Genomic DNA, 25,224 nt, shown 5'->3' with positions numbered 1-25,224 from the left:
TCGTCGACCTCGACGGTGTCGCCGACCTTCTTCAGCCAGGTGGTAATGGTGCCTTCGGTAACTGATTCACCGAGCTCCGGCATCTCAATAGAGGTCGCCATGTTTGTGCACTCCTCGAAAAGTTAAGAAATCTCGTTTTAAGACGGTTATTACAAATTAGCTTACAGGTTGAAAACTCTGCTTGCCCCGTGGGCTGCGCCCGCTTTCGACTGGTGCGTGGAATAGCTCATTCCAGCCAGGATTCCAGCCGGGCGGGGCGCAGTCGGATGACCGGCTACTTCGTTGCCAAATCCTCAATCACAGAGAACATCGTCCGAACCGGAACACCAGTGCCCCGCTTCGGGGTATAACCATACTCCCCGGTGGTGTTGAAGGCCGGACCGGCAACGTCGATGTGAACCCATTCAACATCCTCGCCAACGAATTCGCGCAGGTATGCAGCTGCAACACTCATACCGCCAAAGCGAGAGTTCGTGACATTCCGCAGGTCAGCCACCGGCGACTTCAGGGCCTCTGCTAGCTCAACTGGAATCGGCATTGCCCAACCATTTTCACCAATGCTCTGAGACAGCTCTGCAACACGGTCACGGAACTCGTCGTTACCCAGGACGCCCGGGGTGCGCTCGCCAAGAGCGACCAGCTGCGCACCGGTTAGGGTAGCGGTGTCAATCAGGTGAGTCGGCTTGTCTTCGCAGGCGCGGACAATGGCGTCTGCGAGTACGAGGCGGCCCTCAGCGTCGGTATTCAGAATCTCAATGGTCTTACCGCCGTACTGCGTAATGACGTCGCCCGGACGGTACGCCTTACCACCCGGCATGTTCTCCGCCATTGGAACAGTTGCGGTCACCGGGGTGGATACACCTAGGCGAGCAGCCAGGACGACTGTGGCAATAACAGCCGCAGCGCCGCCCATATCGGAGATCATGTTCTCCATGCTGGCGCCCGGCTTCAGCGAAATACCGCCAGTATCAAAGGTGATGCCCTTACCGACCAGGCCCAGCGAATTCTCTGCCGACTCATCGCCCTTCCAGATCAGGCGTACCAGGCGCGGCCCGCGCGAGGATCCACCACCCACGGCATTGAGGCCTCCGAAACCGCCGGCGCGCAGAGCGTCGTCGTCAAGCACCTCGACCTCGAGCCCCGCGTCACGGCCCAGCGCTGCAGCAGCGTCAGCAAACGTCTCGGGGTAGAGGTGCGACGATGCTGTATTGACGAAGTCACGCGCGGTGGCAACGGCATCTACAATTGCCGAAGCGCGCTTTACGACGTCGTCATCAGCGCCCAACACAACCACCTTCTGGGTGGCCTCGTTGCTTTCTTCGTCGCTCTTCTGACCGGAGTAAGCGTAAGCGCCCAGCGCAAAGCCCTCGGCTGCAGCCTGCGGATCGATGGCGCCGAGAGTGTTAAAGACCACCTTGGCCTTGGTCATACGGCGCGCAGCGGCGCCGCAGGCACGGCGGATGTCCTCGGCATCCAGGTCCTCAGAACCCACGCCAACGCCCGTGACACTGTCGACATCCAGGCCAGCAGGAGCCGGGATGGTGGTCACGGACTCGGCCTTAGCGCTGGCGGAGACTGCCTCAAAGGAGGCGAGCAGCTGCTCTGCAACCGAACCGATGGCCTCGGGTGCGACCAGCTCGAGGCCATCCTCGCCGTCGATAAGCGCGACGAGGACCGCGTCGGCGTCCGCGGGCAGAGAGTTGTCGGCAGCGATGACCACGCGAGTGCCGATAGCCGGCAGGTAATTGGACAAAACAGCGGCGTTGCGAGAGGCACCGAGCTGTGCCGAATCATTGTTAGCGGGGACTGACATGTAGTTGCATCTCCTTGTAGTCGTACTATGTGGTACACCACCGTATCCCTATTTGCCGGTTCGTGTCCTTCACCCCTGGACAGCGGACTGACGAGCCAGCGCCACGACTATTGGAATGTACCCGCGCCTAGTGCCCGCGACGCTGACATTGCCCTGACTAACACGGTCTTTCGGGGGCGAGTATTGATACGACTCGATCCTCGACGGTTTAGGATGAAAGACATGTCTGCTTTGGAATTTGCAATCGAACGTAACCCGAATCCACTCTCTGATGCCGAGCGCGAGGAGATTTTGGCCAACCCTGGTTTCGGTAAGCACTTCACCGACCACATGGTCCGAATTGACTGGACTGCAGACAAAGGCTGGCATGGCGCCAAGCTGCAGGCATACGGTTCGATTGAAATGCAGCCGTCTTCTTCGGTCCTGCATTACGGGCAGTCGATTTTTGAGGGCCTGAAGGCGTATCGCATGCCGGATGGTTCCATTGTTACTTTCCGCCCGGAGCAGAACGCCCGTCGCTTCCAGCGCTCCGCTGACCGCATTGCAATGCCGCAGCTGCCGGAGGAGACCTTCCTCGAGGCAATTCGCCTGCTGGTTGAAGCCGATGCAGCATGGGTGCCGCCAGCTGGTGGCGAAGAATCCCTGTACCTGCGTCCAATCATGTTCTCCACCGAGAGCACCCTGGGCGTGCACCCGTCGAACTCTTACACCTTCCTGCTCATCGCTTCACCTGCCGGCGCGTACTTCTCCGGTGGCATTAACCCGGTGACCGTGTGGATCTCCCACGAGTACGTGCGTGCCGCGCCGGGCGGCACCGGTGCTGCGAAGTTCGCAGGTAACTACGCAGCTTCGCTGGCGGCTCAGCAGCAGGCAGAGGAAAAGGGCTGCGACCAGGTTGTGTGGCTGGACGCTGTCGAGCGCAAGTACATCGAGGAGATGGGCGGCATGAATCTGGCGTTCATCTACCCGGATGAGACTGCTGACGCTGGTGTTCGGCTGGTGACTCCAGAGCTGTCTGGTTCGCTGCTGCCGGGCATTACTCGGGCATCGCTGCTGCAGGCTGCTCAGGATCTGGGCATGAATGTCGAGGAGCGTCGCATTTCCACCGAGGAATGGAAGAATGATGCCACCTCCGGTGTTATGGGCGAGGCATTCGCCTGCGGTACTGCTGCAGTCATCACCCCGGTCGGGTTTGTGAAGTCCGCTGAGGGCGAGTTCGAGATCAACGGCGGCGAGACCGGTGAGTGGGCCATGAAGCTGCGCGAGCGGCTGACCGGTATCCAGCACGGCGAGGTTGAGGACACCCACGGTTGGATTTACAAGCTCGTTGAGGCTTAGTTTCGGCGTAGGTCGGTTAAGAAAAATTTAATAGTGGTTACTAGAATTAGTACTTTCGCAGCCCCTGGTCAGTATTCGCTGGTCAGGGGCTGCGTTTTTGCTTTGCTGGCTCCCCAACGGCTGTGCGATTTTCTCATGGTTCATGAATTGTTCAGACGGCATTTGTTTAGCCGTTAAAAACACCTCTAGCGTGACCGGGGTCACTGTGAAAAACTACCAACACGATTGATTTTTGTAGTTGGGAAAACAGTTTGAGGCGCTGTGATGGTGGTAGTTCAAGACTTTTTTAAAGATAGTTTTTCGTCAAGTAGTTCAAAGCGCCTAAGGGTAACCATCGTTGTCGCTCTGTTGTTGGCTGCGTGGACGATTGGGTTTAGTGCGATTCCGGCTCCGGTGGCGGCAGCCCAAGATTCGCCTTCGCCGTCCGGGGTGGAACAGCCCGCTCCTACGGGCGAAGGGGGTACGGGCGAAGCAAAAGCAGAGCTAATCATGGATCTGTCTGGTTCGATGCTTGCCGACGACGCCGGAGGCACCCGCCTCGATGCGGCAAAGCGCGCATCCACGGAGCTGATTGACTCCCTCCCGGATGATGCGCTGCTTGGCATGCTGGTTTATGGCCAGCGCGAATCCAGTGATGAATCCAACCGCGAACGTGGTTGCCAGGACATCGAGGTGCTGTCGCCTGTCCAAAAGGTCGACAAAGAAGGCCTGAAGAGCAGGATTGCCGGGTTGGAAGCTCAGGGCTACACGCCGATCGGCAATGCACTGCGTAAGGCGGCTGATGAGCTTGGCCCAGACGGTGAGCGGTCAATTATTTTGGTCTCTGACGGTATCGACACCTGCGCGCCGCCACCGGTGTGTGAGGTTGCGAAGGAACTGGCAGGGCAGGGTGTTGGCCTGACGATTCACACAGTGGGCTTCAAGGTCGATGAAGAAGCTCGCGCTGAGCTTGAGTGCGTTGCGCAGGTATCCGGTGGACAGAGCATGACTGCGGACGATGCCACCCAGCTCGCAGACCACATGAAGTTTTTGACTCAGCGGTCAGTGCAGGGCTACGAAACTACGGGTACTCCGTTCGAGTTCTCCGAGACTAAGGAAGGCGCGAAGTGGCTCGGTGAGGGCAAGTACCAGACCACGCTGGTGCCCGAGGTCGCCAACCAGGACCGCACCCCGCTCTACTACCGAATCGCGGTGCCGAAGGGACACAACGCGATTGTTACCTCAAAGGTGTTAGCGAATATCGATGCTGAGGGTAAGGGCCAGCAGGATGTCCGAACTGAAGTTGACGAAATCATCAATGAAACTGGCGGAAAATGCCAGGACGACGGTCGTATGGGGTCGCTGACTGGCGCCGAAGCTAGTGCCGATTCGTGGACTCCAACTTCGGCTGATGCAAGCATTCTTGCATGGGATAGTGACCGCATCGAATCCAGTTGCGATCAAACCAAGTGGCTCGTCGCAAACAACGTGTGGGTCTATGACGGTGATTCAGTAGCGGACTATCGTGATGAACCGGTGAAGGTCGAGGTTAGCGTCCAGTTTGAGCCAGTGCTGAAGAAGCAGGATGCTGACAAGCTAAATGAAGGACGGTCTTCCTCGACTGGGGACAAAGCCTACAAAAAGGCCACTTTTGGAGAGGCCAAGCCCGTAAACGGTGGCAATAACGCAGCCCAAGCGCCGGAAGTTAAATCTGGGGATACCATCTCTGACACAATCGTGCCCGGTGAACAGAAGTTCTACAAGATCCCTGTGGAGTGGGGTCAGCGACCAGTGATTGCTGCCCGCACTGGAAATTCGGAGCGCGATAATGCCGATTCCATGGGAGTTGCGCTGTTGAATCCATTCGAGGTTTCCGTGGCGGATGGAACAATGCACTTTTATCAGGATTCCGAGGACCTGAACTTGTCAACAGATCGTCCGGTCGAATACAACAACCGAGAATCTAATGTTGGAGGACGACCTGTAGCCAACGCCGGCTACTACTACGCGACTGTCCGAATGGCTAACTATCGCCCGGATGAAGAGGTCAGTGGCATCGATCAGCCGTTCCAGCTCGCATTCCTCCTGGACAACAAGCCAACTAAGGGGCCTGACTGGCGACCGACTGACAAGAACGGCCCGACTCCATCCGATAAGCCGATTCTGGCCAAGGGAGAGCCGGAACAGGAATCGTCAAAGGACTCGTCAGAAGATGCGTCGAATGAATCTGACTCCTCGGATACGGATTCTCAGGCATCCGCATCCTCGTCGGACATGGAAGATGAGGGCATGAGCCCGTTGGTCATTGGCACCGTTGTAGCAGTGGTCGCCGTGTTTATCGGCATTGCCGGCGCAATCGTCTACCAGAACAAGAAGCGCAAGGAGTAGACAAACCGTAAGATCAGGAAGTTCCTGAGCAGGGGGGGCAGGGGGCAGACAGGAAAATTGTGTCCGCTTGGCGTATCGCTGGCGGGCACATTTTTTGCTACTTAGCCGCAAGAACTGACAACTCCAAGAATTAAGGGCTGCAGATGTGAAACTGTGTGAGTTTATGACACTTTCAAGCCATTTTTCGGACCATTTTTGACATAAACGCAGTCAGTAACTCGCATTGGCCCGCTGTCGCTAACATAACCGCAGTCACTAGCCCCCGCTGAACCTAAACCCCGGGAGTGTCACCCCAACAAAGAAAAGCGCGTCCCGTGCATCGCTGCGGCGGGACGCGCTTTTTTAATTAGCTGGGAGGCTAGAAGGTGTGCTCGTTCTTGGCGCCCCGGCAAACGGTCGGCGCAAAATAATTTGGGCGAGCCCCGAAACGAGCCTCCTGTACTCCGCCTTCCCGGCGGTGTGCCCTCAGAATACGTCCGCGTCAAAGCGACCGTCAATAGTTCTTTTTAAAGAAAACCCCAACGGGGGCAATGCGCGCATTTTCCCTGCTAGAACCCTATGGCAAGTGCCACGGCACAGACAGCGCACGCTATCTCAATGACTGCACCAAACACGTCGCCGTTGACTCCGCCAAACCTCTTCACGCAATGCCGCGTCAGCAGCAGTGTAACGCCAAAGCTCAGTGCACAAGCGACTACGCCCACGAGCCCAACCACCCAGCCCGACACAGCGAGCAGCAGTATCCACCAGCAGGTCACCGTGACTGTGGACTGAGTACCGGCAGTCAGAGAGCCGAAGCCGCTGTTCGAAAAAGGCGGAAAGCCGCGCCAGCAGGCAGTCGTTGCTGCCGCGCGAGAGGCTACAAAAGGCAAGCACAGCGCAACCACACCAGGCCACATCTGACCAGCAGACCACTGCGACAGCACACTAGCCACAATCACGGCAAAAGCAGTCGTCGTCGTCAACATCGTCAGCACGATGGAGCCCACGCCCATTGGGCCGGTGCTCGGATCGCGCAGCACCTCCCGCGCCCCCTCCGGCGGCTTATACGAGCCGAGGGCATCCGCCACATCCGCCAGCCCATCCAGGTGCATCGCGCGGGTCAACATCTGTGCCGCCACCATAATCAGGGTGCCGCCGAGGATCGGGGTGACGTCGTAAAGCGTGGGCGTGCGTGACGACGACGTTGCGAACAGCGCCGCCGTGATGAGAACTGCACCCGCGGCAGGAACGAGCCCAGCTACTGGCAGTGCGGCGATGGCGCGACGGCCGGTGATGCGGTCGAACACGCTCGCGCCTTTGAAGGGCAGGATGGTGAGCCAGGACAGGGCAGTGGTGATGGCCTCAGCGACGGCATTGCCGTGAGCAGAGGGATCGCCGTCGAGGTTGTCCTGGCGAGACGGGCCGGCTTTGTCGGACAAGTCGATTAGTCCTTGGTGCTTACGCCTGCGTCGGCGAAAGTAGCCATGTTGCGCAGGACCGATACGCCGGACTTGACCAGCGGTAGGGCAGCGACGGCGCCGGAGCCTTCGCCAAGACGCATCCCGTATTCGAGAAGTGGTTCCTTATCCAGGTGTCGAAGGGCAAGCGCGTGCGCGGGCTCTGCCGACTTGTGGCCGGCGACCCACCAATCGCGGGCGCCCGGAGCGAGCTGGTCAGCCAGCAGAGCAGCGGATGTGACAACCACTCCGTCCAAAATCACAGGAGTGCGACGAACCGCTGCTTGCGCCAAGAACGCGGCCATCACGGTCATATCCGGCGAGGAAATACGACGGAGCACCTCAACCGGGTCATTGCGCAGGCGACGCACGCGGAACATGGCATCGCGTACGGCAGCGACCTTGAGCTTCCACCCCTCGTCATCAATGCCAGTGCCTCGGCCGACGACGACCACCGGTTCGGAGTTTGTCACGGCACCAATCAGCGCCGCGGCTGGAGTGGTGTTTCCGATGCCCAGGTCGCCGGCAATGAGCAGGTCAGCGCCTTCATCAACGGCGGCGTCGGCAATCGCGATGCCCGTGCGGATGGCCTTATCGACCTCCTCCTCGCTCATCGCATCCTCGCGGTCGATAGAACCACAGCTGCGACGGATACGGTATGGCCCTTCGGCATCGTGGTCGAGGGAAATGTCCACACCGGTAACAGTGGCTCCCGCGATGTCAGCGATAGCGTTCACGCCGGCACCCTTTGCCTCGATATTGGCAAGCATCTGAATAGACACCTCGGACGGGTACGCGGACACCCCGCCCTGGGCAACACCGTGGTCACCAGCGAAGACATAAACACGACAATCGTCCAGGTCACGCGGAGGGCATTCTCCCTGACACGCCGAAATCCAAATGCCGAGTTCTTCCAACCGGCCAAGTGAGCCTGCGGGTTTAGTCAACTGCTCATGGCGCGCGCGGGCGGCCTGTTCAGTCTCTTCGTCAGGGCGTGCTACCGGTCCAAAATAATCCGCGTTCATACTCTCAAACGCTACCCGAAAACGATTTGTCTACCGACCATTGGTGCACAGTTATTCGCATTGCTAGGCAGACCGTCATAGGGGAAGCGGCGTGGAGTGAATCTAGTTCGCCGCCTTGACTTCCATGGGGCAGCCAGCCACAACTAGGACAACACGATCACAGACAGCTGCGAGCTGTTGGTTGAGAAGGCCAATTTCATCACGGAAAAGCCGCCCTGAGCGGTGTTCGGGAATGACACCGAAGCCCACTTCGGGCGACACAATGAACAGGTCGGAATCTGCGGGGAAGTTGCGCACGGCGTCGACAAGCGAGTGCGTCCACGGCGCGACGCTGCCCCTCGGCGCCTCCCACAGCCCCTGCGCGTCGATGATGTGCGTCAGCCAGGTGCCGACATCGTCCAGCAGCATGCGCCGCTCCGGCGACGCGAGAGCTTCCACCGCATCGACGTCATCAACCGTGTGCCAGGCCACTCCGTGCTCTTTTGCCTGTGCTTGACGACGAATGCGGTGCTCCTCGACCCTGGAGTGAAAATCGCTATCACCGGGCCAGGGCCGTGCTGTTGCGATGTAATGCAACACCGTTGAGGCTGCAGCATCTGAGGCACCGCCGGTTGAGGCTGCGGCGGTGGCCAGCAGCTCGTGCTCAGCCCATGAGGACTTGCCTGAGCGGGCGCCACCGAGAACCAAAGTGCGCATGGCAGATGAGGCTACTTGATTTCGTCGCCGATGTTGACCTGCGGACGCGGAGTACGCAGACGACGCGGCTGAGAAGCGCGGGAGTAAGCGTAGAAGCCCAGTCCCCAGGCCCCTTCGGTGGTCTTCGGGAAGCGCTCACGCGTCAACTTGATGGCACGGCGGCCGATGTAAATGCCCTCGATAATCAGGGCGATGATGAGAACCATCGCGATGAGAGATGCGATGTTGGCCAGCTTCGGCAGGGAAGTGCCAATCATCATAATCAGCAGCAGAATCAGCGCGAACGGGAGGAACACGTTAGCGAGGAAGCGACGGGAATCAACCCAGTCGCGGACAAACTTGCGCTCAGCGCCCTGGTCGCGTGGCAGCATGTAGCGCGGATCGCCGGCGGCCATGCGCTCGTCGGCAATGCGACGCTGCTCACGTCGCTCTGCTCGCTCGCGTGCCTTGGCGGCCTTGAGCTCTTCCTTGGACATGGAAGCCTTGAGCTCCTTGCGGCGCTGGCGAGCTTCCTTAGCGGTCAGCGGCGCCTCGACCGGGCCACGGCGGATGCCGCGTTCGCGCTCAACCTCGTTGCGCTTCGGAGTGGGGCGCCCCTTCTTGGGAGTAAAAGCACCGCTGTGCTTCTTCTCGGGCTGCTGAGACTCCGAAGCGGTGCCCTTGGCCCCGCTGGATGCGGTCGCGTCGGTGGCTACGTCTCCGGCGTTGGTTGCGTCAGCGTTAGCTGCCTCAGCTGCCTTGGACTTTTTGTCATTCTTTTTCCACGGTAGATTCACGACCCCAGATTATAAGGTCTTCAAGGTGCTTCCCTAATTAGGTTGCAGGTTGAGGGGCAGGGACGGGGCAAGGGCGAGGTTTTGGGGATGACCGCCGCAGGGGCAGGCGGGAAGAGTGCGCTTGTGGCGTGGGAAGCCGTGGTGTGGTTGCGATGTGGCGGCAAAAAGAGACTTCCGAAAAAGAGAAAGAAAAAGAGAACCCAGAATTGGGAATTAAAGACTGGTCGGTAAGGTTGTGATAAATAATGACGTAGCCGACCTTGGGGTCGACTCGCATACTTAAACACTTCAACAAGGAGGACACGCGCTATGACTACTGCTCAGAGCACTGGCGTTACCCTGACCGAAGCTGCGGCTGCCAAGGCAAAGGCACTTCTGGACCAAGAAGGTGCCACCGACCTGGCACTGCGTATTTCCGTGGCTCCGGGCGGCTGTGCCGGCCTGCGCTACCAGCTCTACTTCGATGACCGCAGCCTCGACGGCGATGTCGCCGAAGTTTTCGGTGGCGTCAAGCTGGTCGTTGATCGCCAGTCGGTTCCGTACCTGTCCGGTGCCACCATCGACTTCGCTGACACCATTGAACAGCAGGGCTTCACCATCGATAACCCGAATGCCACTGGCTCCTGCGCTTGCGGTGACTCCTTCAACTAAGTCATTAGCTGAGCAGAGTTGTCAGCAGACGCTGTGAAAAGCGTCGGATAGTAAAAGGCTCGGACCTCACTCTTGTTAACTGAGTGAGGTCCGAGCCTTTTCTATTGGTTGCCCCAGCTATGGTGGCAGCCTGCCGGGGCAGGATGGGGTTGAGGCGCGGGGACCGTCGTAAAGCGAGCTAGAGCTCGACGGGGTAGTCGCGCTGCTCGATGTCCGGAGTAATGCGGTCTTCGATGAAGATGCCGTGCCAGACCATGAAAGCAAGGATGGTCCAGAGGCGGCGGGAGTGGTCGCGCTCGGTTGGGTGGTGCTCGGCGAGCATCTTGAGCACGGCGTCCTTATTAATGAACTCATCGGTCTGGGACTCGCGGATGATGTCCTCGGCCCAGCCGTGCAGTTCGTCGCCTGCCAGCCAGTGGCGAATCGGCACCGGGAAGCCCAGTTTGCGGCGGTTGAGCACGTGCTCCGGAACAATCTGCTCCATGGCGCGACGCAGTGCGTACTTGGTGGTGCCGTGAGAAACACGCATGTCCACCGGCAGCGTCTGTGCAACGTCGAAGACCACACGGTCGAGGAACGGCACGCGCAGCTCCAGGGAGTTAGCCATGGTGATCTTGTCCGCCTTGACCAGAATGTCGCCACGCAACCAGGTGAACAGATCCAAGTGCTGCATCCGAGTCACCGGGTCCCAGCCTTCAGACTGCGCGTAAATCGGCGCAGTGACATCGCTGTGGTCCCATTCCTTCTTGGCCCACGGCAGCACTTCCTGCAGCTGCTCAAAGTTAAAGGAACGAGCATTGCCGTAGTAGCGCTGTTCCAGCGGAGTAGTGCCTCGCTGCAGGAGCGACTTGCCGCGCATGCCCTCTGGCAGAGCTTCGCCGACCTTAGCCAGACCGCGCAGCAGGGGAGATGGAACCTTGTCGAACGGCTTCAGCGACAGCGGCTCCTTATAAATGGTGTAACCACCAAAGAGCTCGTCTGCGCCCTCACCGGACAGTACGACCTTAACGTGCTTACGAGCCTCTGCGGCCACGAAGTACAGCGGCACCAGTGCAGGGTCAGCTACCGGGTCATCGAGGTACCACATAATCCTCGGAATCGCCCCGGCGAACTCCTCCGGCGAGACGACCTTCACAATGTGCTCGACGCCAATGGCGGCGGCGGACTCGGCAGCCACATCGACCTCGGAGAAGCCCTCGCGCTCGAAGCCAGTGGTAAACGTCAGCAGGTTCGGGTTGTGGCGCTTAGCCAAAGTTGCAATCGCAGTGGAGTCGATACCGCCCGACAGGAACGAGCCCACCGTGACGTCGGCACGCATATGCTTCTCGACGCTGTCCTCCAGCGCACGGGCAATGCGGTCAAAAACATCCTGTTCAGCGCCCTTAGCCACTGGCTGAATCGGGAAATTCGGCTTGAAGTAGCGGGTCTGCTTAACTTCGCCACCAGGCGTAACGATGGCAGTGCAACCCGACTCCAGACGAACAATGTCAGTGTGCAGCGACTCCGGCTCCGGAACGTACTGCAGATCGACGTAGTGCTCCAGTGCGCGCTTATTCAGCTTCTTCGCATCGATGCCCATCTCCGGCGCAGCTTCGAGCAGGGACTTCTTCTCAGAACCGAAAATTGTGCCACGCTCTGTGGTGGCGTAGTAGAGCGGCTTAATGCCGAACGGATCGCGCGCCAGGAAAAGCTTGCGCTCGACGCTGTCCCAAATGGCAATGCCGAACATGCCGCGCAAGTGCTTTACGACGTCCGCTCCCCAGTGGTGGAACCCAACGACGATAGGTTCACCATCGCCGGAGGTATTAAAGGCATAGCCTTTCTTCTCCAGCTGCTCGCGAAGTTCGACGAAATTGTAGATTTCGCCGTTGAAGGTCATGGAGTAACGATTCGGCTGATTCTCTGGTCCCCACTGCAGCGGTTGGTGGCTGTGGGCAATATCAATAATGGATAGGCGGTTGAAGCCGAAAACTGCGTCCTCATCGTGCCACGTGCCTGCATCGTCAGGGCCGCGGTGCCGCATGCAGGGCAGGGCCCTTTCGACAACGGGAACGAGCTCCGCTGCGTCAGAATTTGCAGCCAGGATTCCGAGAAGACCACACATGCTTCGTGCGCGCACCTTTCGCTTAGTGTCACTTAATGGATTTTCGACGGCTCCGTAGCTAGCGGCTCAGCGCGACTGGTTGTCGCCTTAACCGGTGGCCGTGAAGGACCGCCGCGTGGCTGAGTAGCTGGGTTGAACCCCAGATTGGCGCCACATAGAAATGCTGCACCTACTTTAATGCCTTTTGGGGAAAAGCGAGAATGTCTGAGTTTGCCGTGTCTAGGGCTCGGGGCAAGGTTGCGCGGGACGGTGTGTGCGTCAGCGCGTGGCACAAACACTAAAAAATTCATAGACTTAGGAGCGTCAACAGGGTGTAACTGGTGAGAATGCCACCCCCGATAGGCGGGTCTTTCTCAGTATTTTATTAGGGCAGATATACTCAAAGGCACCCCACAGCCATATTTATTGTGGAGAAAGCTTAAGAATCGACTACTCTGCTTGGGTAGGACGAAACCTTAATCGGTTATCGAAAATTGTGTGGATCAGGAAGGCAGACACACGTGAATCAGCGTAGAAAGTTCGGAGTCGCCCGTAAGCTCGGCGTCCTCGGCGTTGCCACCGGTAGCGCAGCCTTGCTTGCCGGCTGCGATGTTAATCCTCCGGAGAACGGCTTCTTCAAGCTGCTCCGCTTTGGTTGGCCGGAAGGTGTGACCCCGGAAGCACAGTCCATGGGTAACTTCTGGGTTTGGACCTGGGTTGCAGCTTGGATTATCGGCATCATCGTTTGGGGCGTTACCCTTTACTCGATGGCAAACTTCACAGCTAAGAAGGCTGAAAAGAAGGGCAAGGGCGAGTTCCCGCGCCAGACTGCATACAACGTTCCGGTTGAGTTGTCTCTGACCATTCTCCCGATTCTGATCGTGATGACTCTGTTCTTCTTCACGGTTCAGACTCAGGACAAGGTCACTGCCCTGGATAAGGATCCGGAAGTTACCGTCGACGTCACCGGTTTCCAGTGGAACTGGAAGTTCGGTTACGCCAACATTTCCGCTGACCTGATGGGCGGCGAGGAATACAACGGCCGTATTGAGAAGCCGGCTGATGAGCAGTTCTTCACCGAGGGCGGCCACGAGGTTCCGTCCGCTGAGGATCGCGCAAAGCAGAAGGAGCACCCGGTTCACGGACGCTCCAAGGAGAGCCTCGACTACCTGCACTACGACGAGATTGAGACCCTCGGTACCACCGAAGAGGTTCCGGTCCTCGTTGTTCCGGAAGACACTGCAATCCAGTTCGACCTCGCGTCCGCTGACGTGATTCACTCCTTCTGGGTTCCGGAGTTCCTCTTCAAGCGCGACGTGTTCCCGCACCCGGAGGCTAACAAGTCCAACCGTGTCTTCCAGATCGAAAAGATTGACTCGGACAAGATTGCCAACCGACCAGAGGACAACCCGAGCGACAAGGTCAAGAACGCATTCGTTGGCCGTTGTGCCGAGATGTGTGGTACCTACCACGCAATGATGAACTTCGAGATTCGTGCTGTCTCCCGTGAGGCATTCACCGAGTACATCAAGTTCCGCCAGGAGAACCCAGAAGCTACTAACGCTGATGCTCTGAAGCACATCGGTGAGCCGGCATTCGCAGTCTCCACTTCGCCGTTCAACTCCGGTCGTGTCGACACCCGCGACATGGGTGATCGTGGTGCTAACACCATTGACCTGAACGCGACCGCCAAGTAAACCCAGCAAGATTCTTACTTAAAGGAAGTTCTCAAATGAAGTCTGCAGCAAAGCTCTTCTACGGACTTACCGTGTTCCTGGGGTTCATGGCTGTCGTCTACATCTTCGGCACTCAGTACCTCCAGGACACCGGTAACGTCATCAACGAAAGCCAGGGTCGCCTCGAGTGGGCTGGCGCAACCGGCCTGGTCCTCGCAGCTCTGATGACTCTGATGCTCGGTGGATACTTCCACTTCACTGAGCGCCGCTCCGACATCACCCCGGCCGACTTCGAAGAGGCAGAGATTGCCGACGGTGCAGGTACCCTCGGTTTCTTCTCCGCTAGCTCGATTTGGCCGTTCGTGATGACCATGGGCATCCTCCTCATGGGCTACGGCATCGCATTCATGGCCTACTGGCTGATTGTCCTTGGCGCGGTAATTCTGATCGTCTCCGGCACCAAGCTCAACACTCAGTACATCACTCCGCCGGAGAAGCACTAGTCCGAGTGCAATCAGACTGAACCACAGTCGTAGATAACCGAAAAGTCTCTCCCACTAACAAGGGCGTTAGTGGGAGAGACTTTTTTGTTTGGGCGAGTGGGAGGGGATTCCTAACTGGTGTTACCTCGTCGGTTAGGATCTGTAGTCAATATATGATTCCGCATCAAGCGAATTCGACGGGTTTCTGCCCCTTAGGTAGTTCGATGACCTCACCGTCAGTCACCTGCAGATGACGCGCTTCGAGCGAGTTGATCATGCGGTGATCGTGGGTAATCACAATAATTGTGCCCTCTGCAGATGCGATCGCGTCTTGGGCCTGCTCGATTAGATCCACACTCAGATGGTTCGTAGGCTCATCGAGCAGCAAGATCTCCGGCGGATTGGCTACGACCAACGCTAACGCCACCCGGCGCTGCTGGCCGATGGAGAGGCTTCCTACCGGTCGATTGGCATCCTCAGGGCTAAGCAATCCAAAGTCGTCGAGAGGCACGCGGGCATTGGGCGCAAGGTCGTACAACTCACGGGCGGACTTCTTTGGGTTTTCCCAGTCTTGTTCCTGAGCCAGCATGGCTACTCGACAGTTCTCGCCGATACGCACCTCGCCAGCCTGCGTCTCAACTTGCCCCATGATCGTCTTAAACAAAGTAGATTTGCCGGCCCCATTAGGGCCGGTGATCACGACCTTGTCGCCGGGACGAATAGTCAGTGAACCAACCCGAATTCGATCTGGGACGACCACACCGCGCATCTTGATGTGAAAATCTTCATCGCTGCCCGAAGCAGCGCGCTTGGTCGGTAGGGGTGCGGTCAACGGGGCATCAAAGCCCAGTAGTGCCGGTGGACGCTCCACACCTTCCTCAATGAGTTCCTCCAGCCGCTGCTTAGCCGAACGCACGCGGCGGGCGATTTGCCGCTCTACACGACCGCCACGGCGGTCATAAGCCATCTTGTTATTGTCCGTCATTTCCCGACCCGGTGAGATCTCACGAGCGCCATTCTCGATGGTGTCTTCCAACCGATTGCGTTCATGCTCCTCCGAGCGCCACTGGTGCTCCCATAGCTCACGCTGGTGGCGACGGTGCTTCGCGTAGTCGGAGTAATTACCACGGAACAGCCCAATACCAGGGCGCCCCGGCACCAAGTCTCCAATTACAGTACAAACGGCATCCAGGAAGTCGCGGTCATGTGTTGCCACCACAACCACTCCAGGGTGGTTCTGGATGGTGTCAATCACGAGCTGGCGACCGCGTTCATCGAGATGGTTGGTGGGCTCGTCGAGAAGCAGAATCTCTGGCTTTCGAATGAGCGTAATCGCGAGCCCCAACCGCGCCCGCTGCCCGCCGGAAATCTCCGTGGTTAGTTGCTCTGTCAGGGGAGCGCCGTCCGGAGCAGAACCGGTCAGGCCGAGATGGTCGAGCACAATCTCCGCATTATGTTCGGCGTTCCAGTCATCGTGAGCCATGACGTCCGAGAAGGCCTTCGAATACGCCTTCTCTGCCGCCTTAGACTCATCTGGGGTCTCTGCTAAGGCCATCGCCTCAGCTGCCTCTTCTAACTCCGCTAAACGACGTTTCGAGGGGCCGAGGGCTTCATCGATAAGCATTTGCACCGTGGAGTCGAAAGGAGCTTCCAGTTCCTGAGAGCCGAGTACACGCGTGCCAATATGAGTCACCGTACCGCTCGTGGGCCGACGACGACCCGACAGCAGCCAAAGAAGAGTGGACTTGCCGGCTCCGTTGTCTCCAACCAGACCGAGGACATCGCCGTCGGAAAGCGTGAGCGAGACATCGCGCAAAACAGGCGTGGCCTCGTAGTCGAAGTTGACACCGTTGGCGACAAGCTGTGTGGCGTTGCTCGAAAGATCGGTGGTGGGGGAGGGACTGGTAGACATATGTCCATTTTAGTACTGGTAAACAGTAGATTTGGTATCCGACATATGTGGGGTCAAGGCGAAATCGGAAGAATCTGGGTAACAAAAACCACCCCGGTCGACATCCGAAGTGGATGCGGACCGGGGTGGTCTTATTTGAGCGCAGTAGAAAACCTACCGCGGAACTTTACTGCTCGAGCTGGCGACGCTCTTCAGCGTTTTGAGCTTCGAGGTCACGGAACATCTGAGCCTGCTGCTCGTGGTTCTCGTGCTCGATACGAGCTGCCTCTTCGGCGATCTCCGGGGAGTCCGGGCTGAAGAAGCTACCGCGACCCGGGCTACCAGCGGCGCCCAGTTCGTTCATGGTCTTCGGGACGTAAGCACCCTGGTACTCGAGCGGAACGGCGTGGCCGTGCTCGTCGACCGGACCCAGTGGCTGGTGGACCTCGATGAAGGAACCATCAGGTAGCTGGTTGATGATGCCCGTCTCGATGCCGTGCTCCAGGACAGCGCGGTCAGAGCGCTGCAGGCCGATGCAGATTCGGTAAGTGACGAAGTAAGCGATCGGAGGCAGGATGATCAGACCGATACGGCCAACCCAGGTCATCACGTTCAGCGAGATCTGGAAGTGGTATGCGATCAGGTCGTTACCACCGGACAGAGTCAGCAGGGTGTAGAAGACCAAAGCCATGGCACCCAGGCCGGAGCGAACCGGCACGTCGCGCGGACGCTGCAGCAGGTTGTGGTGGGCGTTGTCGCCGGTGATCTTCGCCTCGATGAACGGGTAAGCGAAGAGCAGGACAACCAGAACACCACAGAGCAGGGCGACCCAGAAGACTGCCGGGATCGTGTAAGAGCCCAAGTAAAGCTCCCACGGCGGCATGACACGGGCAGCACCGTCAGTCCACAGCATGTAGATATCCGGCTGGGAACCAGCGGAAACCTGCGCCGGGTTGTACGGGCCAAGGTTCCAAATTGCGTTGATCTGGAAGATACCAGCGAATAGCGCCAGGAAGCCGAACGTAATCAGGCCGAAGGAAACGGACTTGACTGCGAAGATCGGGAGAATACGAACGCCGACGACGTTGTTCTCGGTACGACCTGCGCCAGGGAACTGGGTGTGCTTCTGGTACCAGACCAGAGCCAGGTGAGCGGCAATCAGACCCAGCAGCAGGGCCGGGAGAATCAGCACGTGTGCAATGTACAGGCGCGGGATAATCATGTCACCCGGGAAGTCGCCGTTGAACATCATCCAGTGCAGCCAGGTGCCGATAATCGGCAGACCGATGATGATTGCGGACATAATACGCAGACCAACACCGGAAAGCAGGTCGTCCGGCAGGGAGTAACCCATGAAGCCCTCTGCCACGGACAGCAGCAGGAGGATGGAACCGATGACCCAGTTAGCCTCACGCGGCTTGCGGAATGCGCCGGTGAAGAAGATGCGGAACATGTGCGCCATGATGGACACGGCGAACAGCAGAGCACCCCAGTGGTGAATCTGGCGAATGAACAGGCCACCGCGAACCTCGAAGGAGATCTGCAGGGCGGTCTCGTAGGCGCGAGACATCTCGACACCGTTGAGCGGCGCGTAGGCACCGTCGTAAATGACCTTCGACATCGACGGGTCGAAGAACAGAGTCAGGTAAACACCCGAGAAGAGCAGGACTACGAAGGAGTAGAGTGCAATCTCGCCCAGCAGGAAGGACCAGTGGGTAGGGAATACCTTATTGAGCTGCTTACGCATGCCGCCAGACAGGGTGTAGCGGTCATCCATATTCTTAGCAGCGGTTGCTAGTTTCGTTGGATTACTCATGACTGACGCTCCCAGAATGCCGGACCGACGGGCTCAATGAAGTTGCCCTCTGCGTACATGTAGCCTTCTTCGTCAACGCTGATCGGCAGCTCTGGAAGAGCGCGAGCAGCTGGACCGAAGACCGGCTTGCCGTAGTGCAGTGCATCGAACTGCGACTGGTGGCATGGGCAGAGAATACGGTTCGTCTGCTGTTCGTACAGAGAAGTCGGGCAACCGATGTGTGTACAAATCTTCGAGTAGGCGAAGTAGTCGCCGTAGTGGAAGTCTTCCTGACCCTTGCGCAGGATTGCCTTTTCAGCGTCCTGGGAACGCAGACGGATCAGCATGACCGAGTTGCGGGAGCCGTGAATCGAGTGCATGTGTGCCTCGTAGACATCAGCATCCTTGGAGTACTTGTCGCCGTCGTTGACGTCCTCCTCCGGAAGAGGGAAGACGGTCTCCATGGAACCTGCGGACAGGTCCTCTGGGCGGAGGCGAACCAGGCGGGAAACGCCCTTAGTGGTGTAGCCGTGTACGCCCTCTTCAGCGATAGCGCCGGTGTCGCGACCCAGGTAAACCTTGTGGCCCTTCTCGACGAGAGTCCAGCCAGTGGTCCACAGGGTGCCGTCACCAGTGACGTCAACGTCGTGGCGTGGCTTCCACGGGTTCTTAATCATGCCGCCAAGCGGAAGGATCATGCCGATACCAGCCAGGACGGCGCCGGTACCAAGGAGGCCCTTGATAGCGGAGCGACGACCCAGGGTGGAGGTCTGCCAAGAATCGTTCAGCAGGGCAACGATGGTCTTCTGGTCGACCTCTTCGGACGGACCATCGTGGCGGCGCTGAACCGAAATCTCTTCCGGAATGAAGCGCTTGGTGAACTTAACTGCACCAATACCCAGGGTGACGATGCAGCCACCGATGGTGATACCCAGCAGCGGGGTGTACATAGTGTACAGCCACAGACCCTCTTCGCCGTGCCCCTTGTAGTGCCACGGGTAGAACAGGTAGATGGCGATGAATGCCAGGCCAAGAATGACCGACAGTGCCAGCCAGATGGTGACACCACGAGCCGCGCGCTTTTCAGCCGGGTCGTTGGCAATCGGGAAGCGTTCCTTGCGGTAAGCAATGGTCACGTCATCGAGTTCAGCACCCAGACGAGCGAGATCCGCATTGCTCATCTTCGACAGCTCTTCGGAGCTGTACTTCTTGTTTTCGTTATTACTCATCGGCGGGATCCAATCCAAAGAGCGGCCGCTACGAGAGCGACAATGCCTACAATCCACATGACAAGGCCCTCAGCAACTGGGCCGATGCCACCAATGCCCCAACCACCCGGGGTCGGAGTTTCCTTGGCGTTCTTGATGTAGGCGATGATGTCCTTCTTCTCGTCAGCAGACAGCTGGCGGTCAGAGAACTTCGGCATATTCTGCGGGCCGGTCAGCATGGCCTGGTAGATTTCCTGCTCATTTGCAGGATCCAGGACCGGTGCGTACTTACCGCTGGACAGTGCGCCGCCACGACCGGTGAAGTTGTGGCAGGATGCACAGTTCAGGCGGAACAGCTCGGAACCGCGAGCAACGTCAGCCTTGTCAAGCTCACCGTTCGGGCCAGCGTTCTTACCGCGTAGCGACTCCATAGCGATGGAGCCGTCCTCGTCGCGGACGATGCCGGCGCCGCCGCCATTAGCCTGGACGTAGGCTGCGATAGCCAGCGTCTGCTCTTCGGAGTAACGCGGGGTCTTACGTGCTGCCTGAGCCTCGTTGCGGAGCATCGGCATACGACCGGAGTGAACCTGGAAGTAAACCGAGCCTTCGCCGACGCCGATCAGCGACTTGCCGCGGTCCTTAACGCCCTGAAGGTTGGCGCCGTGGCAAGTAATACAAGCAACGTCGTAAAGCTCCTTGCCCTGCTGAATCATTGCGGCTTCATTCTGCTGAGCAGTAGCCGTCTGTGCATCAGGGGTCAGAGCATTAGCGAGGAAGCCCGCGCCGGTGAGGGCGAGAGCCATAGCCATAATGCCGGAGGCAGTACGGCGCATCTTGCGGCGGCCCTTTGACTTCGGGGCCGCAGCCAAGGACGTGGTGTCCTTGGTTTCGGAGGTAGTGTTTTCCATCTTTTTCCCTTTAATACTGTTCGTGGAAAGTGGATGGGCTGTAGGCCGTACTAAACAAAGGACGGCCAATACGGCCTACTGGATGAAGTAGATGGTGATAAACAGGCCAATCCACACGACGTCGACGAAGTGCCAGTAGTACGAGACCACGATGGCAGCAGTGGCCTGTGCCGGGGTGAACTTCGCCTTGGAGGTACGGATAAGCACCACAACGAAAGCCAGCACACCCGCGAGGACGTGGGCTGCGTGGAATCCGGTGGTGATGAAGAAGACCGAACCGTAAATGGAGTTCTGAATGGTCAGACCGTGGCTAACCAGTGTGAAGTACTCGTAAGCCTGGCCGACGAGGAAGATTGCACCCAGGGCGGTAGACAGTGCGTACCACTTACGGAGTGCGAAAACGTCGCCACGCTCGGCCGCGAACACGCCCCACTGGGCAGTGAACGAAGACGACACTAGGATCACGGTGATCAATAGTGCGTACGGGACATTGAGGTGGCCGGTACCCCAATCCCACGAATCGCCCTGGCCGTTCGCGCGTGACACGAAGTACATCGCGAACAGACCGGCGAAGAACATTAATTCCTGAGACAGGAACACAATCGTGCCGACACTGACCATATTCGGTCGGTTCAGTGTCGCAGCACGACGTGGTGCTGTCATACCTTGATTTTCAACTGCGCTCGTCACAACTAACAGTATGTACTGTTCTTAAGGAGTAGTCACGTTGCAACCCCCGTTTTTGTATAAAAATTCCTAAAATCCCAGGTCGCGAGGAAAGGTTTCTGAGAATTTCACTAATTTTTCCCCCTGATGGGAACTTTCCGGTGTCTTTATCCGACGCGGGCGAATTCGAGGGTTTGGTTGTGCTGAGTTGCGCGGTGTCCATCCCCTGGACTGCCAGGTTCACCTCCGGTGAACCTGGGTTAGCGATACTGCGACATCAGTTGTCGGTTAGTTTATCGCAGGTTCGGCTCTGTTTAATATCGTATTTTTCCAGTTGCCCCAATGGGGGTGAGATTTTCGGTGAACGCAAAAGGTGGACCTGGTGATGCGCTGGATATATGGGGGAGGTATCTTGTCTTATTACGTACATCACGGTGGGATTTTTTTCAACAGCCCTGTGATGTGGTGCGCCTGGTGGGCGGGATAGCCAGCAGTACCTAGGTGCAGTTGTATTAATAAAGTACGAATACAGACTTGACTATCTAGTGGAAGGGAGTGGCGATGAGCGAGATCGGCGATAAGAGGGCGGTCGAAAACTGGCGCCATGTTCTCTCCACGATTGGCGCTGGCCGCGAAGTTTCCGGTGAGGGCATTCGATTCGCCATGGATCAAATCATGTCCGGTGCTTCCGGAGACGTGCAGACCGCAACGTTTGCTTTCGGTCTCCTCGCCAAGGGGATTACGGCTGCCGAGCTCGATGCTGCGGCTGAGGGCATGCTTTCATTTGCCCGCCCAGTTCATGATCCACAGCTCGCCGGTGTTATTGAGCGCGGTGCAGTCGATATCGTCGGCACCGGTGGTGATGGCGCAAATACCGTCAACATCTCCACGATGTCCATGATTGTTATCGCGGCCAGCGGTGTGCCGGTGCTCAAGCACGGTAACCGCGCGGCTTCCTCGAAGTCGGGCGGAGCTGACATGCTGGAGGCCTTTGGCATCGACATTGAGAACGGTCTCGTTACTTCTCCGGAACATCCGGATTTCTACGTGCGCTTCCTCTTTGCCGCTCGCTTTCATCCGGCCATGCGCTTCGCTGGACCGGTGCGTAAGGAGCTAGCGGTTCCGACAGTCTTCAACCTGTTGGGGCCGCTGACGAATCCAGCACGCCCGCAGGCGAGCTTGATTGGCTGTGCCTTCGAAGATCAGATGGAGACGATGGCGGACACCTTCGCCCGCCGTGGTCAGCGCGCGCTGGTGGTTCGCGGAAGCGATGGCCTCGACGAGATTACCGTTACTGGCCCCACCAAGGTCTTTATTGTGGAAAACGGTGGAGTTGCCGAAGATGCCATCGATCCACATGACTATGGCATGGAGTACTCCGAAATTGACGCGCTGCGTGGCGGTGACCCTGCTTACAACGCTGATGTTGCACGTCGCATTTGGGCTGGCGAGCTCGAAGGCCCGATTCGCGATGCAGTCATCCTTAACTCCGCCGCCGCAATCGCCATTTCGCGTGGTCTGAGTGGCCGTCCGCTAAAGGAAGCTATGGCCGACTCCATTGAAGAGGTCAAGGAAACGCTCCAGTCGGGGCTGTGCTTGGACATCCTTACCGCGGCGATGAAGGGTTAAGGTTCGCGTCGCGCTTCACGACGTGCTTGCTGCGCGTCAATTGCCCACTGAAGGTATTTTCCTGCGCCTAACCTAGGGTAGGAATACTCGCCTCCGGTGGGCTTTATTCGTACCTCCGGGCGCTGCAGCCATTTCCAGATAATACTGAGTTCATCAATCGATGCTCCTTTATATAAGGAATCATCTGGAGTGACTGTTTGGGCTGAACTCTCCATGAGCTCGATGATGTAGTTCATTTCCGCGCCACGTGGTGCGGTGCTGGCGCCGGCCAACCTGCCGTAGCGAATTTCCGCTAGATGCCAGCCGCCATTGCCATCGGGGAAAGCGGCTTGCAGAGATGGGATGGCGGCAAGCATGCTCAGGCGCTGCTGCTTGTCCAAGCTGATAATGAACTCCGCGGCGCGGTCACGTTGCACTGCCGCGCGTTGGAAGCGGTGTGCTTCGGCAAGTGCTGATATCTCTGCAATCATGTCTGCGATCTCGTCTGCGCCGGTGGTGGAGATCTGAGCGGTTGTTATCGCAAAGTCGTCGTTAAGCGCGGAGAACCTGTCGCGGATGGCAGTAGCGGTGTCGCGCGTGCGGAAAGGACCTAGGCTGCGGGCGTCGGTGACTGCCCGGCTAATCTTGGCAGGCCGACCGGGGCTAGTGGGGACGATGTACCAGCCGCGGGTTGGTTCGGTGCGTTGTCGGTTGTAGGGCGGACGGAGTGCAGAGATCAGACGAGCCTCGCGAATTTCTGCAGCGAAGCCGTGCGGGCACTCGATGATCTCGACGCGTTCGGCTAGAGAGACCATTTCCGTAATCTTGCGACGAGAATCAGTACCGTTGAAATACTGCAGAAGTCTACGTCGCAAATCGAGAGCTGTACCTATATATAAGGGGTCGTCATTTCTTGACCGAAAAACATAGACACCAGGGGTGTGCGGAGCTCCATCGGCAAGGTGCCGTTTAGCACGAACCTCTGGAGCGACGGTGGGCGAGTAGTGCACTAGCTCGGACGCTGTTTGTACTTCATCGCCAGCTAGTCTCTCCACGAGGTAGTGAAGGACGTCGACGGTTGCGATTGCGTCGTCAAGCGCCCGGTGGGTGGGGCGATTCGGAGAACCGACGTACCGTGCGAGCTGTGAGAGCTTGAAACTGCCAACTTGTGAGCGGTCGAGGACGCGACGCGCCAACGTGAGGGTGTCTACGACACTGGGGCTCGGCCAATCTAGGCCCAAATCTGTGCAAGCCTGGCGGAGGAATCCAATATCGAACTTGGCATTATGCGCAACCCAGACGCTTCCCCGGGCAAATTCGAGGAACTGAGTAATAACTGTGCCGAGCTGTGGGGCGGTTTCAACATCGGCGGTAGTGATGCCGGTCAGAGATGTGATGTGGTCGGGGATCTCCATACCGGGGTCGATGAAGCTGGAAAAGGTGCCAATTGTCTTACCGCCACGGGTTTTGATGGCCCCAATTTCAATGATGTGGTCGTTTTTGGCCTTCAATCCGGTCGTTTCCAGGTCTACGACGACAAAGGTGGTGTTGAAAAGAGAATCATCGACGGTGCCTTCGAGAGGGAAGTGCTGTTGTCCTGAATCCACGTCAATAATCCTATGCTGAGCGCTCCTAGTGGTGTTAAAACTGTGAAACTTGAGCAAATTGAGCTGTTGCAAGCTGGAGTGTGACATAAAACACGTTTTGAGCCCGCGATAAAAATGTGTCGACTTTAAGGCATTAAGTGTAAAGTTCTCGGCGGACTTCAAAATGCCAGGTAGTGACACGTTTATCAAACTGTTATTATTCCGCTATAGGGGGAGTGTTTAGTTGTAACAGCTTGGTAACGGTTTAGTTCTATCGATGGTAACAACCGGGCCTCGAGCGGTTTTCTGGACAAACGGCTAGACAAAACTTGATGCCATTTCGTAACCTTATCGAGACATTGAAACGGGGCCACTGAGTTGGTGCCGGTCATTGATAAGAAAACACAGAGCCTTATCGAAGGTCCTGAGGGTCTAAGTAGTGAGAGCCTCAGGGGATTCGAGCCGGGGACCCACCTCGAACCATGGGGTGAATCCCAAAGGGAAATCCCGGAGGGTAGGAAGTCTTCCATTCTTCCGAACCCGTCAGCTAACCCGGTCGGCTAAACAGGAAGATTTTGGAGTTTCAAAACAATGGGCAAGCACCACCGCCGTTCTAACTTTGCACGCAACGCAGTCGCATTTGGCGCAACTGTCGCCGGCGTTACCGCTCTCGCAGTTCCGACCGCTAACGCTAACCCGCTGAACGACATCCAGGGCGCACTGAACGGCTTCGATACCCCGCAGGTTGCAGGTATGCAGGATGTTGTTGGCAAGTTCAACGACATCGCAGGTGAGGTTACCTCCGGCAGCGTTGCAAACGTTGCAGCACCGTCCACTGGTTCGGCTATCGTCTCCGCTGCACGTTCCAAGATCGGTTCCCCGTATGTGTGGGGCGCTACCGGTCCGAACTCTTTCGACTGCTCCGGTCTGACCTCCTGGGCATACCAGCAGGTCGGTAAGTCGATCCCGCGTACCTCCCAGGCGCAGGCTTCCCAGGGTACCGCGGTCTCCAGCCCGGCACTGGGTGACATCGTTTCCTTCTACTCTGGCGCTACCCACGTCGGCATCTTCTCCGGCAACGGCAACGTGATTCACGCTCCGCAGTCCGGCGATGTCGTCAAGGAAGCTCCGATGAACTACATGCCGGTTCACAACTTCGTCCGCTTCTAATCTGTTTGAACGGATGACAACCTGCGGGGCCTTGATGCCCCGCAGA

Annotated in this window: 20 protein-coding genes and 1 riboswitch; of the genes, 7 read left to right on the top strand and 13 right to left on the bottom strand. The window is 57.9% G+C overall.

What is annotated here, in order from left to right; all coding sequences use genetic code 11:
• The coding region (locus ADB02_RS11350; RefSeq protein WP_152682038.1) for a biotin/lipoyl-containing protein at nucleotides 1–101 on the bottom strand (101 nt) is incomplete at its 3' end.
• A 173-nt stretch (nucleotides 102–274) separates the two neighbouring features.
• Nucleotides 275–1,813 carry a leucyl aminopeptidase gene (locus ADB02_RS08180; RefSeq protein ID WP_080969608.1) on the bottom strand — a complete coding sequence of 513 codons (1,539 nt, stop codon included), beginning with the start codon at nucleotides 1,811–1,813 and terminating at the stop codon, nucleotides 275–277.
• Nucleotides 1,814–2,035: 222 nt separating this feature from the next.
• On the opposite strand from ADB02_RS08180, the gene ADB02_RS08175 reads away from it, so the two are divergent.
• Entirely contained in the window at nucleotides 2,036–3,151 is a 1,116-nt protein-coding gene (locus ADB02_RS08175; protein WP_049190520.1) for a branched-chain amino acid aminotransferase, read from the top strand.
• 489 nt (nucleotides 3,152–3,640) lie between these two features.
• Entirely contained in the window at nucleotides 3,641–5,518 is a 1,878-nt protein-coding gene (locus ADB02_RS08170) for a vWA domain-containing protein (RefSeq protein ID WP_049190518.1), read from the top strand.
• 548 nt (nucleotides 5,519–6,066) lie between these two features.
• On the opposite strand, the gene ADB02_RS08165 is transcribed toward ADB02_RS08170, so the two are convergent.
• The 4 genes from ADB02_RS08165 to ADB02_RS08150 all read right to left on the bottom strand — a co-directional run bounded on the left by ADB02_RS08165 (nucleotide 6,067) and on the right by ADB02_RS08150 (nucleotide 9,454).
• Complete coding sequence (locus tag ADB02_RS08165) at nucleotides 6,067–6,939, bottom strand: adenosylcobinamide-GDP ribazoletransferase (RefSeq protein WP_049190516.1); 873 nt, start codon at nucleotides 6,937–6,939, stop codon at nucleotides 6,067–6,069.
• A gap of 5 nt (nucleotides 6,940–6,944) precedes the next feature.
• Entirely contained in the window at nucleotides 6,945–7,982 is a 1,038-nt protein-coding gene (gene cobT, locus ADB02_RS08160; RefSeq protein WP_049190512.1) for a nicotinate-nucleotide--dimethylbenzimidazole phosphoribosyltransferase, read from the bottom strand.
• A gap of 102 nt (nucleotides 7,983–8,084) precedes the next feature.
• The gene (locus ADB02_RS08155; protein WP_049190511.1) at nucleotides 8,085–8,678 is read right to left on the bottom strand and encodes a bifunctional adenosylcobinamide kinase/adenosylcobinamide-phosphate guanylyltransferase; all 594 of its coding nucleotides are present in this window, start codon (nucleotides 8,676–8,678) and stop codon (nucleotides 8,085–8,087) included.
• A gap of 11 nt (nucleotides 8,679–8,689) precedes the next feature.
• Nucleotides 8,690–9,454 (bottom strand): DUF3043 domain-containing protein, encoded by a 765-nt coding sequence (locus tag ADB02_RS08150; protein ID WP_016423034.1) that lies wholly within the window; start codon nucleotides 9,452–9,454, stop codon nucleotides 8,690–8,692.
• A gap of 309 nt (nucleotides 9,455–9,763) precedes the next feature.
• On the opposite strand from ADB02_RS08150, the gene ADB02_RS08145 reads away from it, so the two are divergent.
• Nucleotides 9,764–10,105: a HesB/IscA family protein gene (locus ADB02_RS08145; protein ID WP_005512007.1), complete on the top strand. Its 342-nt coding sequence runs from the start codon at nucleotides 9,764–9,766 to the stop codon at nucleotides 10,103–10,105.
• Between the two features lie 178 nt (nucleotides 10,106–10,283).
• On the opposite strand, the gene asnB is transcribed toward ADB02_RS08145, so the two are convergent.
• The gene (asnB, locus tag ADB02_RS08140; protein ID WP_049190508.1) at nucleotides 10,284–12,209 is read right to left on the bottom strand and encodes an asparagine synthase (glutamine-hydrolyzing); all 1,926 of its coding nucleotides are present in this window, start codon (nucleotides 12,207–12,209) and stop codon (nucleotides 10,284–10,286) included.
• 500 nt (nucleotides 12,210–12,709) lie between these two features.
• Between asnB and ADB02_RS08135 the strand changes: the two genes are divergently transcribed.
• Together ADB02_RS08135 and ADB02_RS08130 are read left to right on the top strand one after the other, a co-directional pair.
• Nucleotides 12,710–13,885: a cytochrome c oxidase subunit II gene (locus ADB02_RS08135; RefSeq protein WP_049190506.1), complete on the top strand. Its 1,176-nt coding sequence runs from the start codon at nucleotides 12,710–12,712 to the stop codon at nucleotides 13,883–13,885.
• 35 nt (nucleotides 13,886–13,920) lie between these two features.
• Complete coding sequence (locus tag ADB02_RS08130) at nucleotides 13,921–14,367, top strand: cytochrome c oxidase subunit 4 (RefSeq protein WP_016423031.1); 447 nt, start codon at nucleotides 13,921–13,923, stop codon at nucleotides 14,365–14,367.
• A gap of 163 nt (nucleotides 14,368–14,530) precedes the next feature.
• Here the strand turns inward: ADB02_RS08130 and ADB02_RS08125 are convergent, their stop codons facing one another.
• The 5 genes from ADB02_RS08125 to ADB02_RS08105 form a co-directional block, all read right to left on the bottom strand.
• Entirely contained in the window at nucleotides 14,531–16,258 is a 1,728-nt protein-coding gene (locus ADB02_RS08125; protein ID WP_049190503.1) for an ABC-F family ATP-binding cassette domain-containing protein, read from the bottom strand.
• A gap of 166 nt (nucleotides 16,259–16,424) precedes the next feature.
• Nucleotides 16,425–18,053 (bottom strand): cytochrome b, encoded by a 1,629-nt coding sequence (locus ADB02_RS08120; RefSeq protein WP_016423029.1) that lies wholly within the window; start codon nucleotides 18,051–18,053, stop codon nucleotides 16,425–16,427.
• Nucleotides 18,050–19,261, bottom strand: coding sequence for a ubiquinol-cytochrome c reductase iron-sulfur subunit (locus ADB02_RS08115; protein ID WP_049170241.1), 1,212 nt, complete (start codon nucleotides 19,259–19,261; stop codon nucleotides 18,050–18,052). The genes ADB02_RS08120 and ADB02_RS08115 overlap by 4 nt, the downstream gene beginning before the upstream one ends.
• Nucleotides 19,258–20,148, bottom strand: a complete 891-nt coding sequence (locus ADB02_RS08110) for a c-type cytochrome (protein WP_049190498.1) — start codon at nucleotides 20,146–20,148, stop codon at nucleotides 19,258–19,260. Before ADB02_RS08110 ends, ADB02_RS08115 begins: the two co-directional genes overlap by 4 nt.
• A 75-nt stretch (nucleotides 20,149–20,223) precedes the next feature.
• Nucleotides 20,224–20,838, bottom strand: a complete 615-nt coding sequence (locus ADB02_RS08105) for a cytochrome c oxidase subunit 3 (protein ID WP_088611596.1) — start codon at nucleotides 20,836–20,838, stop codon at nucleotides 20,224–20,226.
• 537 nt (nucleotides 20,839–21,375) lie between these two features.
• On the opposite strand from ADB02_RS08105, the gene trpD reads away from it, so the two are divergent.
• The gene (gene trpD / locus ADB02_RS08100) at nucleotides 21,376–22,443 is read left to right on the top strand and encodes an anthranilate phosphoribosyltransferase (RefSeq protein ID WP_049190496.1); all 1,068 of its coding nucleotides are present in this window, start codon (nucleotides 21,376–21,378) and stop codon (nucleotides 22,441–22,443) included.
• Here trpD and ADB02_RS08095 read toward each other — a convergent pair.
• Nucleotides 22,440–24,029 carry a DEDD exonuclease domain-containing protein gene (locus ADB02_RS08095; RefSeq protein ID WP_049170245.1) on the bottom strand — a complete coding sequence of 530 codons (1,590 nt, stop codon included), beginning with the start codon at nucleotides 24,027–24,029 and terminating at the stop codon, nucleotides 22,440–22,442. The two genes, trpD and ADB02_RS08095, sit on opposite strands and share 4 nt — an antisense overlap.
• A gap of 413 nt (nucleotides 24,030–24,442) precedes the next feature.
• Nucleotides 24,443–24,585, top strand: a riboswitch (cyclic di-AMP (ydaO/yuaA leader).
• A gap of 14 nt (nucleotides 24,586–24,599) precedes the next feature.
• On the opposite strand from ADB02_RS08095, the gene ADB02_RS08090 reads away from it, so the two are divergent.
• On the top strand, nucleotides 24,600–25,178 hold the full coding sequence (locus ADB02_RS08090; RefSeq protein ID WP_048731217.1) for a C40 family peptidase: 579 nt from the start codon (nucleotides 24,600–24,602) through the stop codon (nucleotides 25,176–25,178).
• Nucleotides 25,179–25,224 lie beyond the last annotated feature (46 nt).

Source organism: Corynebacterium sp. 212_CJEI, assembly GCF_001055915.1.
Lineage (GTDB): Bacteria > Actinomycetota > Actinomycetes > Mycobacteriales > Mycobacteriaceae > Corynebacterium > Corynebacterium jeikeium_D.
The sequence above is the reverse complement of the archived record's forward strand: the minus strand, read 5'-3'. Positions and strand labels throughout refer to the sequence as shown.

Excerpts from the sequence above, each read along its gene's own strand:
- ADB02_RS08155 (WP_049190511.1), bottom strand. The coding sequence starts at position 8,678 with ATGCGCACTTTGGTTCTCGGTGGCGCCCGCTCAGGCAAGTCCTCATGG.
- asnB (WP_049190508.1), bottom strand. The coding sequence starts at position 12,209 with ATGTGTGGTCTTCTCGGAATCCTGGCTGCAAATTCTGACGCAGCGGAG.
- ADB02_RS08130 (WP_016423031.1), top strand. The coding sequence starts at position 13,921 with ATGAAGTCTGCAGCAAAGCTCTTCTACGGACTTACCGTGTTCCTGGGG.
- ADB02_RS08115 (WP_049170241.1), bottom strand. The coding sequence starts at position 19,261 with ATGAGTAATAACGAAAACAAGAAGTACAGCTCCGAAGAGCTGTCGAAG.
- trpD (WP_049190496.1), top strand. The coding sequence starts at position 21,376 with ATGAGCGAGATCGGCGATAAGAGGGCGGTCGAAAACTGGCGCCATGTT.
- ADB02_RS08145 (WP_005512007.1), top strand. The coding sequence starts at position 9,764 with ATGACTACTGCTCAGAGCACTGGCGTTACCCTGACCGAAGCTGCGGCT.
- ADB02_RS08110 (WP_049190498.1), bottom strand. The coding sequence starts at position 20,148 with ATGGAAAACACTACCTCCGAAACCAAGGACACCACGTCCTTGGCTGCG.
- ADB02_RS08120 (WP_016423029.1), bottom strand. The coding sequence starts at position 18,053 with ATGAGTAATCCAACGAAACTAGCAACCGCTGCTAAGAATATGGATGAC.
- ADB02_RS08180 (WP_080969608.1), bottom strand. The coding sequence starts at position 1,813 with ATGTCAGTCCCCGCTAACAATGATTCGGCACAGCTCGGTGCCTCTCGC.
- ADB02_RS08175 (WP_049190520.1), top strand. The coding sequence starts at position 2,036 with ATGTCTGCTTTGGAATTTGCAATCGAACGTAACCCGAATCCACTCTCT.
- ADB02_RS08090 (WP_048731217.1), top strand. The coding sequence starts at position 24,600 with ATGGGCAAGCACCACCGCCGTTCTAACTTTGCACGCAACGCAGTCGCA.
- ADB02_RS08125 (WP_049190503.1), bottom strand. The coding sequence starts at position 16,258 with ATGTCTACCAGTCCCTCCCCCACCACCGATCTTTCGAGCAACGCCACA.
- cobT (WP_049190512.1), bottom strand. The coding sequence starts at position 7,982 with ATGAACGCGGATTATTTTGGACCGGTAGCACGCCCTGACGAAGAGACT.
- ADB02_RS08170 (WP_049190518.1), top strand. The coding sequence starts at position 3,641 with ATGGATCTGTCTGGTTCGATGCTTGCCGACGACGCCGGAGGCACCCGC.